Annotated in this window: 9 protein-coding genes and 3 tRNA genes; 5 read left to right on the forward strand and 7 right to left on the reverse strand. The window is 70.3% G+C overall.

The window, feature by feature from the left end; translation table 11 throughout:
* Positions 1-108 precede the first annotated feature (108 nt).
* The 4 genes from ACW4TU_RS31730 to ACW4TU_RS31745 form a co-directional block, all read right to left on the reverse strand.
* Positions 109-2,043 (reverse strand): ABC transporter ATP-binding protein, encoded by a 1,935-nt coding sequence (locus ACW4TU_RS31730; RefSeq protein WP_457418718.1) that lies wholly within the window; start codon positions 2,041-2,043, stop codon positions 109-111.
* On the reverse strand, positions 2,043-3,776 hold the full coding sequence (locus ACW4TU_RS31735; protein ID WP_457418720.1) for an ABC transporter ATP-binding protein: 1,734 nt from the start codon (positions 3,774-3,776) through the stop codon (positions 2,043-2,045). The genes ACW4TU_RS31730 and ACW4TU_RS31735 overlap by 1 nt, the downstream gene beginning before the upstream one ends.
* 160 nt (positions 3,777-3,936) lie before the next feature.
* Positions 3,937-5,397: an FGGY family carbohydrate kinase gene (locus ACW4TU_RS31740; protein WP_457418722.1), complete on the reverse strand. Its 1,461-nt coding sequence runs from the start codon at positions 5,395-5,397 to the stop codon at positions 3,937-3,939.
* A gap of 129 nt (positions 5,398-5,526) precedes the next feature.
* Positions 5,527-5,832 carry a YtxH domain-containing protein gene (locus ACW4TU_RS31745; protein WP_457418724.1) on the reverse strand — a complete coding sequence of 102 codons (306 nt, stop codon included), beginning with the start codon at positions 5,830-5,832 and terminating at the stop codon, positions 5,527-5,529.
* A gap of 200 nt (positions 5,833-6,032) precedes the next feature.
* On the opposite strand from ACW4TU_RS31745, the gene ACW4TU_RS31750 reads away from it, so the two are divergent.
* The 4 genes from ACW4TU_RS31750 to ACW4TU_RS31765 all read left to right on the forward strand — a co-directional run bounded on the left by ACW4TU_RS31750 (position 6,033) and on the right by ACW4TU_RS31765 (position 10,673).
* Positions 6,033-6,105, forward strand: a tRNA-Asn gene (locus ACW4TU_RS31750).
* 6 nt (positions 6,106-6,111) lie between these two features.
* Positions 6,112-6,184 (forward strand) — tRNA-Asn (locus ACW4TU_RS31755).
* 167 nt (positions 6,185-6,351) lie between these two features.
* Positions 6,352-6,425: transfer RNA gene (locus tag ACW4TU_RS31760), tRNA-Ile, on the forward strand.
* 663 nt (positions 6,426-7,088) lie between these two features.
* On the forward strand, positions 7,089-10,673 hold the full coding sequence (locus tag ACW4TU_RS31765) for an ATP-binding protein (RefSeq protein ID WP_457418726.1): 3,585 nt from the start codon (positions 7,089-7,091) through the stop codon (positions 10,671-10,673).
* A gap of 30 nt (positions 10,674-10,703) precedes the next feature.
* Here ACW4TU_RS31765 and ACW4TU_RS31770 read toward each other — a convergent pair whose 3' ends face one another.
* The 3 genes from ACW4TU_RS31770 to ACW4TU_RS31780 all read right to left on the reverse strand — a co-directional run bounded on the left by ACW4TU_RS31770 (position 10,704) and on the right by ACW4TU_RS31780 (position 15,119).
* Positions 10,704-13,088, reverse strand: coding sequence for a GMC oxidoreductase (locus ACW4TU_RS31770; protein ID WP_457418728.1), 2,385 nt, complete (start codon positions 13,086-13,088; stop codon positions 10,704-10,706).
* Between the two features lies 1 nt (position 13,089).
* Entirely contained in the window at positions 13,090-14,202 is a 1,113-nt protein-coding gene (locus tag ACW4TU_RS31775) for an alpha/beta fold hydrolase (protein WP_457418730.1), read from the reverse strand.
* 407 nt (positions 14,203-14,609) lie between these two features.
* Positions 14,610-15,119, reverse strand: coding sequence for a MarR family transcriptional regulator (locus tag ACW4TU_RS31780; RefSeq protein ID WP_457418732.1), 510 nt, complete (start codon positions 15,117-15,119; stop codon positions 14,610-14,612).
* A gap of 91 nt (positions 15,120-15,210) precedes the next feature.
* Here ACW4TU_RS31780 and ACW4TU_RS31785 point away from each other — a divergent pair, with 91 nt between their 5' ends.
* Positions 15,211-16,059 carry an alpha/beta fold hydrolase gene (locus ACW4TU_RS31785; RefSeq protein WP_457418734.1) on the forward strand — a complete coding sequence of 283 codons (849 nt, stop codon included), beginning with the start codon at positions 15,211-15,213 and terminating at the stop codon, positions 16,057-16,059.
* Positions 16,060-16,070 lie beyond the last annotated feature (11 nt).

Consider the following 16,070-nt stretch of genomic DNA (forward strand, 5'->3'; position numbering starts at 1 on the left):
CGAAGCGGGGGTCTGGGGGCGGCAGCCCCCAGGACGAGGATGGGACGGGTAGGGGCGGCGGGGGCGAGAAAAAAACCCACCCCAGCCCCACCTCACCGGCCACCGGCGCTAATCCACCTCGGCAACCGCCTCCGCGAACTGCGCCTTGTACAACCGCGCGTAGGCCCCGTCCGCCTCCAACAGCTCCTCGTGCGCCCCCTGTTCCACGATCGCCCCGTTCTCCATCACCAGGATCGTGTCCGCGTCCCGAATCGTCGACAGCCGGTGCGCGATCACGAACGACGTCCGCCCGTGCGCCAGTTTGGCCATCGCCTTCTGGATGAGCACCTCCGTCCGCGTGTCCACGGAACTCGTCGCCTCGTCCAGCACCAGGATCACCGGATCGGACAGGAACGCCCGCGCGATCGTGATGAGCTGCTTCTCACCCGCGCTCACCCCCGTCCCCTCGTCGTCGATCACGGTGTCGTACCCGTCCGGCAACGTACGGATGAAACGGTCCGCGTGTGCGGCCCGCGCCGCCTCCTCGATCTCCCCGCGCGTCACCTCACGCTCACCCGCGGCCCCGTACGCGATGTTCTCCGCGATGGTCCCGCCGAACAGCCAGGTGTCCTGGAGCACCATCCCTATCCCGGCCCGGAGTTCGTCCCGGGACATGGAAGCGATATCGACCCCGTCGAGGGTGATCCGCCCGCCGGAAACCTCGTAGAACCGCATCAGCAGATTGACCAGAGTGGTCTTCCCCGCCCCGGTGGGCCCGACGATCGCGACCGTGTGCCCGGGCTCCACCGCCAGCGACAGGTCCTCGATCAGCGGCTTCTCCGGCTCGTACCGGAACGACACGTGCTCCAGCGCGACCAGCCCGCGCAGTTCCTCGGGCCGCAGCGCCGGCACCGGATCGGCCTGCTGCTCCTCCGCGTCCAGCAGTTCGAAGATCCGCTCGGCCGAGGCCACACCCGACTGCACCAGGTTGGCCATCGACGCGACCTGCGTCAGCGGCATCGAGAACTGGCGCGAGTACTGGATGAAGGCCTGCACGTCACCGATCGACAGCGCGCCCGAAGCGACCCGCAGCCCGCCCACCACGGCCACCAGCACGTAGTTGATGTTCGACACGAACATCATCAGCGGCTGCATGATGCCGCTGTTGAACTGGGCCTTGAACCCGGCCTCGTACAGCGCGTCGTTCTGCTCGGCGAACTGCTGCGCCGACTCGTCCTGCCGCCCGAACACCTTCACGAGGTTGTGCCCGGTGTACATCTCCTCGATGTGGGCGTTCAGCTTGCCGGTGGTCCGCCACTGCTGCACGAAGTGCGGCTGCGACCGCTTGCCGACGCGCGTGGCGATGAAGAACGACAGCGGTACGGTCACCAGCGCGACCAGCGCCAGCAGCCAGGACACCCAGAACATCATCGCCAGCACGCCGATGATCGTCAGCAGCGAGTTGATGAGCTGCCCCATCGACTGCTGGAGCGTCTGCCCGATGTTGTCGATGTCGTTCGTCGCGCGGCTGAGCACCTCACCGCGCTGCCGCTTGTCGAAGTACGACAGCGGCAGCCGCGACAGCTTCGCCTGCAGGTCCTCGCGCATCCGGTACACGGTCCGGTTGACCGCCCGGTTCACCAGCCGCGTGGCGACCAGCATCAGCATCCCGGCGAACACGAACACCACCAGGGCGAGCCCCAGCACCTCACCGACCGCGTCGAAGTCGATGCCCTTGCCCGGTGTGAAGTCGGTACCGGAGAGCATGTCCGCCATGCCGTCGCGACCCTGCCTGCGCATGGCGGCGAGGACCTCGGCCTTCGAAGCGCCGCTCTCGAACTGACGTCCGATGATGCCGGAGAAGACCAGGTCGGTCGCCCGCCCCAGGATCTTCGGGCCCACCACCGACAGGCCCACGCTCACGAACACCGCGCACAGCATGACGAACATCGTGGCCCGTTCGGGCCTGAACTGGGAGAGGAGCCGTTTGCCGGACTCCTTGAAGTCCAGCGAGTGCTGGTCGGGGCCGCCTCCGGCCATCATGCGCCCCATGGGCCCGGCCATCAGGCAGCCTCCGCTTCCGTGAGCTGGGAGAGCACGATCTCCCGATAGGTCTGGTTGTCCGCCATCAGTTCGTGGTGGCTGCCGGTGCCGACGACCCGCCCCTCGTCGAGGACGATGATCCGGTCGGCGTCCCTGATCGTGGACACCCGCTGGGCGACGATCACGACGGTCGCCTCGGCGGTCTCGCGCGCGAGCGCCTTCCGCAGGGCCGCGTCCGTGGCGTAGTCGAGCGCGGAGAAGGAGTCGTCGAACAGGTAGATCTCGGGCCGCTGCACGAGCGTCCGCGCGATCGCGAGCCGCTGCCGCTGGCCGCCCGACACATTCGTACCGCCCTGCGCGATCGGCGCGTCGAGCCCGCCCTCCAGCCGCTCGACGAACCCCTTGCCCTGCGCCACCTCCAGCGCACGCCACAACTCCTCGTCCGTGGCGTCCGGATTGCCGTAGCGCAGATTGCTCGCCACGGTCCCCGCGAACAGATACGGCTTCTGCGGCACCAGCCCCACCGTCCTGGCCAGCAGCTTCGGCTCCACGGTGGCCACGTCCACGCCGTCGACGAGCACCTCCCCGTCGGTCGCGTCGAACAGCCGCGGTACGAGCCCCAGCAGCGTCGACTTCCCACTGCCCGTGGACCCGATCACCGCGGTCACCTCACCGGGCCGCGCCACCAGGTCGACGGCCTTCAGCACCGGCTCCTCGGCGCCCGGATAGCGGAAGCCCGCCCCCCGGATCTCCAGATGCCCGTGCCGCCGCAGCTCGACGACCGGGTTGGTCGGGGGCACCACACTCGACGACGTACCGAGGACCTCCTCGATGCGCTCGGCGCACACCTCCGCGCGCGGCACCATCATGAACATGAAGGTGGCCATCATCACGGACATCACGATCTGCATCAGATAGGCGAGGAACGCGGTCAGCGCGCCGATCTCCATCCCGCCGCTGTCGATGCGATGCGCACCGAACCACACGACCGCGATCGACGACACGTTGACGACGGTCATCACGATCGGGAACATCATCGCGAGCAGCCGCCCGGTCCCCAGCGACACCTCGGTCAGACTGTGGTTCGCCTTCCCGAAGCGGTCCTTCTCGTACTCGTCCCGCACGAAGGCGCGGATGACCCGGTTGCCGGTGATCTGCTCGCGCAGCACCCGGTTGACGGTGTCGAGCCGTACCTGCATCGTCCGGAACAGCGGCCGCAGCCGCCGCACGATCAACGTCACGCAGATGCCCAGCACCGGCACGACGGCGATCAGCACGCCCGACAGCGGCACATCCAGGCCCAGCGCGAGTACGATGCCGCCCACGCACATGATCGGCGCCGACACCATCAGTGTGAACGTCATCAGCGCGAGCATCTGCACCTGCTGGACGTCATTGGTCGTGCGGGTGATCAGCGAGGGCGCCCCGAACTGCCCGACCTCGCGCGCCGAGAAGGACTGCACGCGGTCGAAGACGGCGGCGCGCACGTCCCGGCCGAGCGCCGACGCCGTACGGGCGCCGTAGTACACGGCACCGATGTTGCAGAAGACCTGCACCAGCGAGATACCGATCATCACGGCACCGGAGAGCAGGATGTAGCCGGTGTCGCCCTTCACCACACCCTTGTCGATGATGTCCGCGTTGAGCGTGGGCAGATAGAGGGTGGCGCAGGTCTGCAGGAGCTGGAGCAGCACGAGCAGGCCGATGGGTTTCTTGTAGGGCTTCAGATAAGTGCGCAGAAGTTGTATGAGCACGCTGAATCTCTCGGAGTCGGCGGTTTGTCCGTGACGGACGATGGGGAGTGCCCCACGCACCCATCGTCCGACACTCCACCCGTGTTACTTCAACCGATTAATCCAACAGCGGACCAAGAACCGCCGGTGCGACGGCCGACCCGAGCCCCTCGACCACGCATCAGCCACGAAATGCCCCGGGATGGGTCTGCTCCCGCACGGACACGTACTGCTGCCGCACCGCCTGCCCCACCGCCAACTCCTCACCGGGCTCCAGCACCTGCGCGGCGGCACCCTGCCAGGCCGGCGGAGTACGCGGGTCGAGCGTGCCCTGCGAGACCCCGAGCGCCCAGGCGGCCTGCCGCGCGGCCCCGATGGCCGCGTAGTCGGCGGGCTGCGGTACGACGACCTGCGCCCCGAACAGCGACGGCGCCGCGGCCTGTACGGCGGGCAGCTCGGCGGCGGAACCGAGCAGGAAGACGCGCTGTACGTCGACTCCCCGCCCCCGCAGCACGTCCAGCGCGTCGGCGAGCCCGCACAGCATCCCCTCGAAGGCGGCCCGCGCCAGATGCTCGGCCTTCATGGACTCCCGCCGCAGTCCGGCGAGCGTCCCGGCGGTGTGCGGCAGATTGGGCGTCCGCTCACCCTCCAGATAGGGCAGCATGACCAGCCCGTGCGCGCCCGGGGTCGACTTCATCGCAAGATCGGACAGACTCTCCAGATCCCCGAGCCCCAGCAGCTCAGCCGTCCCCCGCAGCGTCCGCACGGCGTTCAGCGTCGTGACGACGGGCAGATGCAGCCCGGTCGCGTCGGCCAGCGAGGTGATCATCCCGGTCGAGTCGAAGAGCGCCTCGGGGTGTACGGCCATCACGGACCCGGAGGCCCCGAGCGACACCACGACATCACCGAGCCCCAGCCCGAGCCCGAACGCGGCGGCCATGGTCTCCCCGGTCCCGGCGGAGATGAGCAGCCCCTCGGGCGTCGTACCGGCGGCATCGGACGGGCCGAGCACCTCGGGCAGCATCGCCTGACGCCCGAGCGCGAGTTCGACGAGATCACCGCGGTAGGCCCCCATGGCGGCGGACCAGTACCCGGTCCCCGAAGCCCCGCCCCGGTCGGTGGTCCGGCGCACCGGCCGCCCAAGGAGCTGCCACACCAGCCAGTCGTGCGCCTGCATCAGCACGGCCGTGCGCTGCGCCGCCTCCGGCTCGTTCCGCGCCAGCCACCGCAGCTTGGTCACCGGCTGCCCGGCCTGCGGCACACACCCCACGGCCTGCGCCCACGCCTCACGCCCGCCGAGCGCGTCGATCAGATCGGCCGCGGCGACCTGCGCCCGCTTGTCCCCGCCGACCATCGCCTGCCGCACGGTGTTGCCCTGCGCGTCGACCGGCACGAGCGCGTTCTGCTGCGCGGACACCCCGATGGCCTGCACGCCCTCGAGCAGCCCGCCGCCGGCCGCCTCACCGAGGGAGAGCAGCCAGGCCTGCGGATCGACATCGGAGGGCCGCCCGCCGCCCCCGCCCTCGACGCCTTCCATCGGATGCGGCGCATAGCCCTGCCGCAGCACGGACCCCGTGTCCGCGTCGCAGACGACGATACGAGTGAAATCGGGCGAACTGTCCAACCCGGCGACTATCCCCATGGCGAAAATTCTGCCGTACGCGGAGAGGTGAACGCGCCGGGTCGGCCCTCCGTTGCCGGTGACCAGTGCGTTGTCGGTGACCAGGGGCGTGCGGGTGCCGCAGATGTGTCCATGCCGACACCCCCACGCTCAGGTGTTACTGGTGCCCCAGTCGTCCTCGCCACTTCCTGTGGCGTTGCGCTCACGCAGGGAGCGCACCCGGCCGGCCACGGAGTCGGGCACCCGGTCCCCGACCTTCTCGCTCACGGTGTGGAACGCTTTACCGGCGAACTCCCGGCCCTGCAGCGCGGCCGACTCGGCGGTGTTGCGGACGGCGGGGTTCTGCGAGATCCGGCGGGCGGACTTCTTCAACTGCTCGTAACGCTCGCGCCCTGCCCGTGTGCCCAGCACGTAACCCAGGGCCAGTCCGGCGACGAACGTGAGCCGGTAGCGCATGACGGCCACCTTTCCTTGACGAGTGTCGAATGGTGAGTGAGAGGGCGGGCGGACGACGGTTGGCGAACGAGGGGTGCCGCGTACGGGCCACGCGGAACCGATTGGCGGAGCACCCCCCTGCTTGCGCTAATGTATGTGTCGCAGCGACCGCACGCCCCCTGGCGAATACCCAGGGAGTCACGATCGATGCAACGAGGCAATCCCCTGTAGCTCAATTGGCAGAGCAGCCGGCTGTTAACCGGCAGGTTACTGGTTCGAGTCCAGTCGGGGGAGCTTCGATCTTCCGTAGCTCAATTGGCAGAGCAGCCGGCTGTTAACCGGCAGGTTACTGGTTCGAGTCCAGTCGGGAGAGCGCTTGAACGAGGGCCCCGTTGGGGTCCTTTTTCATGCCCGGGGGAACCGCTCGAGTCGCGTCGAGGTCCTCATGGTCATGCGAAGTCGACCATCCGAAGCAGGAGATCGTATGAGCGGCTATGCTGCGGCAGACGGCGCGCACAAATGTGCGCGACGCGCCGTAATGGGGCGGTAGCTCAGCCGGTTAGAGCAGCGGACTCATAATCCGTCGGCCGTGGGTTCGAGTCCCACCCGCCCCACCTGCGCAGGGTCTGACCTGCGGAAACGTTCTTTTTTTGGGTGGCGGAGCGTCAACTCGACCCGTGTGGACTGAATCCGCTGCTCAGAGCCGCCCACCGAGCAACCCGTCGAAACCGTGACCCGACGGTCCGGGCCCGGGTGGGTGTTCCTGGGGCCGGCGCGATGCCGTACTTCTCGGGATCGTTGCTGCGGATCATCTCCGAGGGGTGTGAGGACCGCGGCGGGGACAGGACCATGGACGCGATCCGTCCGGTACCCGGGTCCAGGTGGCTCGCAGTCGCCCGGAAGACGTCCGGGTCGTCGGCCCCGACAGTCCCAGCCCCGTACCGGTGACGGGCTCGTGACGCGGCGATCATCGCGGACACCGCAGCCCGCACCCCGACCGAACCGGTGGACGAGCATCCCGAGCTGCCGGTCCCGCCGGTCGGCTCGCCGAAGCCGTCGGCACGACCCCGGATCTGTGCGTGAGTTGCCGCGTTCTCCTGGTGGCTCCTTCATCGTGTGACCCGTGGCCGGCTCGCCGTGGTGAGCGGCAAGTCGCGTGTCGAGCTGTCCTTTCCTGGACCACGGTGCGCGGGCGGCCGTCGGTGACTCTTGGGCAAACAATGAATTGGCTGGTCGAAGACGCTGTGCCAGGGTGGGCCTGAAACCCTGGGGGCGCGGTGACCGTTGAGTTCGGCTTGCTCGGGAGCGTCGAGGCGCGGGTGGACGGCCGAATCGTCGATCTGGGTCCCGCCCGGCAGCGGTGCGTCCTCGCCGCACTGCTGGTGGATGCCAACCGGGTGGTCTCGGTGGACCGACTGGTCGAGCGGGTTTGGGCCGACCGTCCTCCGCAGCGGGTGCGGAACACGCTCTACGGCTACCTCTCCCGTCTGCGGCAACCGCTGGCCATCGCCGGAGAGGCGGATATCGTTCGGCGATCCGGCGGTTACGTCCTCAACGTCGAGGCGACCGCGGTGGATCTGCACCGATTCCACGACGTCGCCGCACAAGCCCGTGAGGCCGCGCGGAACGAGCACCACGAACAGGCCGCGAACCTGTTCGGGCAGGCGCTCGGCCTCTGGCGGGGAGATGCCTTCGCCGGCCTGGACACTCCTTGGATCAACACCCTCCGCGACGCCGTGGACCAGGAACGGTTCGCGGCCGAACTGGACCACACCGACGCTCGGCTCCGCTGCGGTCACCACACCGGACTGTTGGCCGACTTGTCAGCCCGGGTCGGGACACACCCCCTGGACGAACGACTGGCAGGGCAGTTCATCCTCGCCCTGTACCGCTGCGGCCGCCCGGCCGATGCCCTTGACCATTACCAGCGGATCCGGCTGCTGCTGGCGGAAGAACTCGGCTGTGACCCCGGCCTGCCGCTGCGGCAACTGCACCAGCAGATCCTCACCACCGATCCCGCGCTGAACGTCCCAGCCGCAGGCCCCGCCGCCGGGCGCGCTCCGGGATCCGCACCCGCTCTCGTGCCCCGCCCGTCACCCACGCACCCGCCGGTGCCCGCCGCACGGGACCGTGATGCCCTGACCACTCCGCCGACGCCGCAGCGGCCTCGCGCAGGGAGCCGCCTGATCGGGCGGGCAGCGGAGTTGACGGTCCTCGACGGTGCGCTCGAGGATGCCTTGGCCGGTGCGCCAGGGGTGGTCGAGGTGGTCGGGGAACCGGGTATAGGAAAGACACGGCTGCTCGGCGAACTGGGCGAACGCGCGAGACAGCGCGGTTTCGTGTCCTTGGCCGGCCGCAGCGTGGAGTTCGACCGGGCCCCGTACGGTGCGTTCGTGGACGCCTTGGACGACCACCTCGGCAATGTGGACTTCCTCCGGCTCCGGCCTGATGGATCACCGCCCAGCGCGTTCGCGCTGCTGAGTACGGTCTTCCCCGCGCTCTGCGACCGTTTCCCGACCGGGCCGGAGCCGGTGAGGGTCGAACGGTACTGGTTCCACCGGGCGGTGCGGACGTTGCTGGAGACGCTGAGTGCCGACGGCGGGCTCGTGCTCGGCCTGGACGACCTGCAGTGGACGGATGACGGTACGGCCGAGCTGATCGACCATCTGGTACGGCACCCGCCGAGGACACCGCTGCTTCTCGCCCTCGCCTACCGTCCCCGGCAGGCCCCGCCGCGACTGGCCGCGGCGCTGGCCCGGGCGGGAACGGAGGGAAGAGTGGCCAGGGTCGAGCTGGGTCCGCTGTCTCCGGCCGAGGGAGCTGACCTGTGCGGTGCCAGGGCGGATCACCGGCGTTTCCAACGGCTGTACGAGGCCAGCGGCGGCAACCCGTTCTACCTGGAGGCGCTGGCCCGAAGCGCCGGGAACGAAAGCCCGCCGGCGGTGCCGGCCGTCTCGGCACCTGTCGCCGGCGATCTGCCGCAGTCGGTGCGGGCCGCGCTGCTGGAGGAGTTGGGCGGTCTGTCGGCTACTGCGAGGGTCTGTACACAGGCGGCCGCGGTGCTCGGCGACTCTTTTGAAGCCGGCATGGTGGCAGTCGTGGCCCAGACCGGTGAGGCGCAGGCCCTTGCCGCCCTGGACGAGGCCGCGGCGCGGGACCTCGTACGTCAGGTCGGTTCCACGCGCCAGTTCCGGTTCCGCCATCCGCTGGTGCGGGCGGCGGTGTACCAGGGGGCGGGTGCCGGCTGGCGGATCGAGGCGCACACCCGGGCCGCGGACGGCCTGGCTCTGCACGGCGCGCCGCTGACCGCCCAGGCGTCGCACGTTCAGCGTTCGGCGCGCGTGGGAGACGAACACGCCGTCGACGTACTCGTACGGGCCGCCCGTCAGGTGATGACGATCGCACCGGCCACCGCCGCGCACTGGACACAGGAGGCCCTGCGGTTGCTCGGCGAGCAGAGTCGACTGCGGCCCGAACTGTGGCTCCAGCAGGCCGATGCGCTGGGCATGGCCGGACGCCTGCTGGAAAGCCGCGACATCCTGCGTACGGCCGCCACCCTCCTGCCCGCGCGGGACCGGGGCCGACGGGCCCGGGTGACCGCCCTACGAGCCACCATGGAGTGGGCGCTCGGCCGGTACGAGGAGGCCACGGCTCTGCTGCTGCGGGAGTTGGCGGACCACGAGGGCCAACTGCGGCCTGAGACCGCCACTTTGGAGTTGGGCGTCGCGGTGGTGGCGCTTCGTAGGAACGACTTCTCCACGGCGATCGATTGGGGCGAACGCGCGTTGCGTTCGGCGGCACGTATCGGCGACCCGCCGCAGACCACCGCGGTCCGCGCTCTCCTGGCCCTGGCGCACACCTTCGCTGGCGACGCCCGGGCGGCCGACCACCTCGACCCCGTGGTGGACGTGCTCGACGACACCGACGATCAGGAACTGGCCGGCCAGTTGGACATGCTCGTCATGACGGGCTGGACGGAGATGCTCCACGGACGCTACGACCCCGCACTGAGCCATCTCCGCCGAGGCCTGGAAGTGTCCCGCCGCACCGGCCAGAGCCTCGTGCTCGCCGATCTCTTCGCCGCCTCCGCCTACGCCTACCTGTGGCTCGGGCGCCTGGACGAGGCGGCGGCCTACGCCGACGACGCCCTGGAGGCGGCGTCACTGGTCGGCAGCGGCGAGCCGCGGTCGTTGGCCGAGGTGGTGAGCGCGGCAGTCCTGATGTGGCGGGGAGACTTCGCCGGAGCGCTGAAGATCTGTGAGGAGTCACTCTCTTCGGCCGGCCCCGCACCGGGCGCGCACCGGTCGGCGATGGTCGGGATGCTCGGCCAGACGCTGCTGGTCAACGGCGATCCGGAGGGCTGTGTCAGCAAGGTGCTCGAAGCGGGCGGCGGCCCGCACCTGCTCGGGTTCGAAGCCCCGGTCCGCCCGATGTGGTTCCGGCTGCTGGCTGTCGCGGAACTGGCCCTGGGCGACGTGACAGCTGCCGAGCTGTGGGCCGACCGGGCAGCCGCTGCCGCGGGGCTCGACCTGCCGCCCGGCTGGCGCGGTTTCGCGTCCCTGGCCCGCGCCGAGGTACAACTCGCCCGGCAGAACCCGGCGGCGGGTCCCACCGCGTGCCAGGCCGCTGCCGAGTTCCGCGCGGCCCGGATGCCCCTCAACGAGGCCGTGGCCCGGCTGACCGCCGGTACCGCACTGTCCGCCGCCGGCCGCCAGGCCGAAGCACTCGCCGAGCTGGAACAGGTGAAAGTCCTGGCGGATACCTGCGGGACCTCCGCCCTGTCCGAATTGGCTGATCACGAACACCACCGCATCGCGGACCGGACCCCGCCTCCGACAGCTGGTACGACACCCGGCGCCTAAGGTTCCCGAACAGCGGACTTCCTGAGCTTCTCAGGGGCGCCGAAGGGCGTAGGTGTTCCAGAGTTCGCCGGCGAAGAAGCGGCCGAAGCGAGTGAGTGCCGCGGTGCCGTGCGGGCCCGTTGTGCGGAACGTGGTGAGCAGGCGGGCGAGATCGGTGGCGCCGAGATGGGCCGTCCCCGTGCCCAGTATCTTGGCGTCGGTCCCGCCCGGTTCGTGGACGTGTCCGTTCAGGACGCGGAAGGCCAGCCTGGTCGTGTCGGTCCACAGACGGGCCGGGGCGCCGGGCGCCAGGTCCTTGCGGCCGACGAAGGTGCGGGAGTGACCGTCGGCGTCGGTGAAGTGGAGCCGGTAGCCCATCGTTCCGCGGCCGTCCGCGAACAGGCGGACGCTGCCGTGCAGGACGGGGCGGCGCCCTCCGAACGACGGGCTGTCGATCCAGCCGTCCGCGCGCGCCTCGTGGTCCGGTTCCTCCAGGAAGGCGTCCACGTCGTCGGCCGTGACGGTGAGCCGGAACGCGAACGGTTCGGTCCCGGACCCGTCCGCACCGGGTGCGTAGCGTCCGCGCAGTTCCTCCGTGAACTGGAGAGAGGTGCGACGGGGATACGTGCGGTGCGCGACCGCCCGTGGAGCGGCCGGCCGGTGCTCCAGCAGGCGGGTGCACATACGGTCGGCCAGGGCCGCGATGGTGAGGGCCGGGTTGGGGCCCACCGGGCCGGGCATCGCCGCCCCGTCCGCGACGTACAGACCTGGGTGGCCGAAGACCTCGCCGTACGGATCGCAGACCCCGGTGCCGGGGTGGCGGCCGATGGGGGCGCCGCCGAGCGGGTGCACCGTGAGGACGCGGTCCCGGTGCCAGAGCGGATGGTCGGCGTATCCGCCGCCGAGCGCGCCGGCGATCTGCCGCATGAGTGCGCGCGTCCGCTCGAACTGGGCCGCGCTGCCGCCCCGTACCGTCCACGTGCTGTCCAACCGGCCGCCGCGCATGCGCAGTTCGCCGTCCGGCACATCTCGGCCCATCGCGAGCAGCGGCAGGGACGTACCGGTGAACGCGCCGTCGCCGAGGAGCTCGGCGAACGCGCCCGAGAGGCTGGGGTCCGGGGCGAGGGAGATCCGGTCGAGCAGCCTCCCGGCCAGGAAGCGGGCCGCCCGGGAGACTCCCTGAGGCGCGTGAGCGCCCTCGACGAGCCACTCCACGAAACCCGGGTATCCCGCGTCCTGGATGTACCCTCCGCGCCCCGCGCCCGGTACGCCGTCCAGTTCGTCGGGCAGCCGGATGGAGCTGGTGATGACCGGACCGCGGCTGGGCCGCATCGGCCGGGGCTCGTCGCCCCGCCCGGCCCGGAGCACGAACGCGAGATGGTCGCCGTTCGTCGAGAACCGGCTGCCGATCGCCGGGCTCAGACCGGGCAGGTTCCGGCGGGAACGCAGCAGCAGCGAGACCGTGTTGTAGGTGCCGGCGGCGAGGACCAGACGGTCGCAGCTGATGGTGTGGAGCGTTCGGGAGGTACGGGGTGATCCGGACACGCCTCCTCCGTCCCCGCGGCCGTCCGGATCACCCCTTTCCCCTCCCCCTTCGCCATCTGGTCCGTGTCTTGTGCTGCTTCCGTCATGTCTGACGTAGTCCACCGCGTATCCGCCTCGCGCGAGGGCCCGCACCGCGCGCACCTCGTGCCCGGTGCGCAGTTCGGCACCGTGCCGCCGTGCCGCCGGCAGGTAGGTGTGGTCGAGGCTGTTCTTGGCACCGTCGTTGCAGCCGAGGTTGCACTCACCGCACAGCCGGCAGGTACGGCGACCGACACCGTGCAGGTTGCCCTGGCCGTCGTCGGCCATCGGCAGTCCGGGCTCGGGATCGGCGCCCGGCTGTGGGGCGAAGCTGATCGCGAGCGGCGGCCGCTGCGCCGTCAGGCCCAGCCGTTCGGCCGCGTCACGCATCGCGTGCGCCCGCGGTGTGTCCGTGTAGCCGGGGCGGTCGAGCGGGTACGGGACCGGGCGGAGCATCCGCTCGACCTCGTCGTAGTGCGGGTCGAGCTCGGCGCGGCCGACGGGCCAGGTCTCGTAGCCGCCGCCGGGCAGCGGCTGTTCGTCGACGAACCAGCGTTCGTCCTTGCGCAGCAGCACGCTCGCGTAGATGAGCGATCCGCCGCCCAGTCCGCTGGCGACGACGGAGTCGAAGGCGCGGAAGCTCCACACGTCGAACAGGCCGTGCAGGCCTGCCCGCGGGTCCCAGAACGCACGGCCGAGTTCGGCCGGGGAACGGGCGAAGCCGCCGGGCGGGTAGGCGCGTCCGCGTTCCAGCAGGACCACCCGCTGTCCGGCCGAGGCCAGCCGGTACGCGGCCACGGAGCCGCCGAATCCCGAGCCGACGACGACGGTGCCGACGTGTTCGGACGGGGTGTCCGCAGGCAACTCCCGCATCTCACACAGCCCTTCGGTGGAGGAAGTCGAGAAGGTGCGGGAACACGTCCCGGTGCGCGTCCCGGCCGATGATCGTGTCCACGTAGCCGTAGCCGGGGGCGACGAACAGTTCGTAGCGGTCGGGGTCGGCGGTCTCCCGCGACATCTCCTCGTGCTCCTGGACGACGGAGTCCCCGAAGACGCGGTTGTGCTCGCCGGTCAGGAACAGCACCGGTGGGCCACCCTTGGCCGCCGCCGCGAGGTAGTCGTCCGGGAGGCACGCGTGGCGCTGCTCGGCGTCGTCGTACCTCACGGCACGACCCGCTCGTACGATCCTGCCGATGTGCCGGTGGTAGCCCAGCCCGACAGGACCGAGCAGGTCCGCGACGCGGTCGTGGGTGACGGGGTCGAGTCTGTCGTGGCTGTAGAGCGCGGGCCAGCCGGTGCCCCACATGAAACTCACCATGTGGCAGGCCGGGTTGTCGCACTCCGGGTGCGCCAGTGACACCAGACGGGCGAACAGCCCGCTCCGGCTGAACCAGGCCGCGTCGCCGCCCCGCGGGTCGAGCTGGGACAGCCCGAGCGCGCCCTCGACGAGCGCGGGGCCGTACGCCAGCTTCCAGCGCGACCAGGCCGGTACGCGCATCAGCAGGCCGACCGCGCTGGTGACGACGCTGGTGACGTCCCGTACGGCGCCGGCGTACAGGCTCATGAGGAACGTCATCGACCCGAGACAGTGCGCCACGACGTGCACCCGCCGTTCGCCGACATGCCGGCGCAGTTCGGCGAGCGCGGCCGGGTAGTCGTACAGGGCGACGTCGTCGAGGGTGTGCGCGTGCGGTTCCGTGTTGTACGGGAAGCGGTTGCTCATCCGCATGTCGAGCGTCCATACGTCCGCGAAACCGTCGTCGAGGAGGCAGGTCGCCAGATTCCGGTGCTCGGGCATGATGAACAGGTCGCTGGACGCGGTCAGTCCATGTACGAGGAGTACGACGTCGTCGCACTCCGCCCGGCGGAAACGGGTCAGCTGGAGGCCGAGTCCGTCGTCCGTGGTGACGGGGTGGACGGTGACCTGGGCGTCGGGAACGCCGGTTGTGGTGTGACGGGGGATGGCGGCGCCCTTCCGCATCGGCATGATTGTCCCCCTCGGTCGGTCGGCCGCCCCACGATGGCGTCGGCGGCCAGGCAGAGGTCATCGTGGCGTTCCGGGCTTCGGTGTACCTGCAGAAAACCTGAAATCGGCAGGTCCGCCTCGACTTCGAAGGCCTCGGCCGGGCTGCTTCGGCCTGCTCCACCGGCTCCTCGAGCCGGACACCGCCCCTGCCCTGCCGCTGTGGGCCGAGCCGGAGCTGATCGTGCGGGAGAGCAGCGGCCCGGCCCCGTCACGGCGTGACCGGCCCTGGGGCTGAACTCCACGGGGCTGAACTCCACGGGGCTGAACTCCACACTCGGACCGCCTGCTGCGGACCCGGCGAGGTCCGAACGCGCCGGTTCTCGGATCATCCGCCTCGCCAGGTCTCGAAGTCGGTCGTCACGAACAGGTCATCGGTCGTCCCCTCGTTTCTTCTGAGGCACGGGACTTCGGCTGGGCGGGCTCGAAGGGTCTCGCTGTGCGGCGGCGACCTCGTGGACGTTCAGCAGAAACCGCTGGATCGTTGCCAGCTCCGTGTCGGAGAAGTTCCGGGTCGCAGCGACAACCTCTGTGATCAGTGGTCCGAAGAACGACTGTCCGAGGGTGACTGCCCGTTCATCGACCTCGAGCAGCACACGGCGTCGGTCGCGGCTGTCTCGTACGCGCCGCACGTGGCCGAGCCTCTCGAGCCGGTCGACCAGGGCCGTGGTGCCCGCGGAGTTCATGCCGAGCTGCTGCCCGAGCCGGCCGGGCGTCGCAGGCGTGTGCGTCCGAGCGGCATCCAACAGGCAGATCAGGGCGCGCAGGTCGGTCGGATGCAGGCTGTTGCGTCTCGCGAACTCGGCTCCGAGCAGGTCGAGTTCGACGGTGATGCCACGCAGCTGATGCACAACCCGCAGCCCGGGCTCTTCTTCGGCCATGCCGTTTCACCCTTCCGTGATCGATCCGGCATGCATAGTATCTCGCTCAGCGAGATACTTGCTCAGTGACCTACTTCTCCGAGGGCGTCCCATGGCAGAAGACCTGACCCGCTTTCTGGCGGCGTACGACGCCGTCCTGGACCACTGGCCCGTGCCCTTCGACCGGATCGATCTGACGTCGGTCCACGGCACCACCCGGGTCACCGCGTGCGGGCCCGTGGACGGGGAGCCGCTGGTGCTGCTGCACGGTGGCGGCGCCACCTCGGCGGTGTGGTTCGCCAACGTGGCCGACCTGAGCCGCACCCGGCGCGTCTACGCCGTCGACCGGATCGGCGAGGCGGGCCGCAGCCTGCGCGGGGACCGCCCCCTGCGGTCCGTCGACGACCTTCTCGACTGGCTGGACGGCGTACTCGACGGCCTGGTCCCTGGCCGCGCCGACCTGTGCGGGCACTCCTACGGCGGATGGATCGCCCTCACCTATGCGCTGCGCACGCCGCAGCGGGTCCGCAAGCTCACACTCCTCGACCCCACCCAGTGCTTCGCCGGATACAGGGCCGGATACCTGCTGCACGCCCTTCCCACGCTCATCCGGCCCACCGCCCGACGAGCCCGCACGTTCCTCGCCTGGGAAACCCGCGGCGCGAAAGTCGACCAGGCGTGGCTGGACCTGTACGGGCTCGCCGCCGAACTCCCCCGCACGAAGGTCGTCGTGGGCAGACGCCCGAACTCCCGGCAACTGCGGGACTTGTCGATCCCGACACTGGTGCTGCTCGCCGGGGACAGCAGGGCGCACGACATCCGGCGCGTCGAGGCGGCGGCGCGGCTGCACCTGCCACACGTCGAGACCGCGGTACTCCCCGGCGTGTCGCACCACGGCGTCCCGTTCACCCGTGCCGCCGCACTGAACAGCATGCTCCTGGACTTCCTCGCCAGGCCCTGAACCGGAGTGGA

It is taken from the genome of Streptomyces kryoterrae (assembly GCF_054072135.1).

Coding starts and splice junctions, on each gene's coding strand:
- ACW4TU_RS31785 (WP_457418734.1), top strand. CDS start 15,211: ATGGCAGAAGACCTGACCCGCTTTCTGGCGGCGTACGACGCCGTCCTG.
- ACW4TU_RS31775 (WP_457418730.1), bottom strand. CDS start 14,202: ATGCCGATGCGGAAGGGCGCCGCCATCCCCCGTCACACCACAACCGGC.
- ACW4TU_RS31730 (WP_457418718.1), bottom strand. CDS start 2,043: ATGGCCGGGCCCATGGGGCGCATGATGGCCGGAGGCGGCCCCGACCAG.
- ACW4TU_RS31770 (WP_457418728.1), bottom strand. CDS start 13,088: ATGCGGGAGTTGCCTGCGGACACCCCGTCCGAACACGTCGGCACCGTC.
- ACW4TU_RS31780 (WP_457418732.1), bottom strand. CDS start 15,119: ATGGCCGAAGAAGAGCCCGGGCTGCGGGTTGTGCATCAGCTGCGTGGC.
- ACW4TU_RS31745 (WP_457418724.1), bottom strand. CDS start 5,832: ATGCGCTACCGGCTCACGTTCGTCGCCGGACTGGCCCTGGGTTACGTG.
- ACW4TU_RS31740 (WP_457418722.1), bottom strand. CDS start 5,397: ATGGGGATAGTCGCCGGGTTGGACAGTTCGCCCGATTTCACTCGTATC.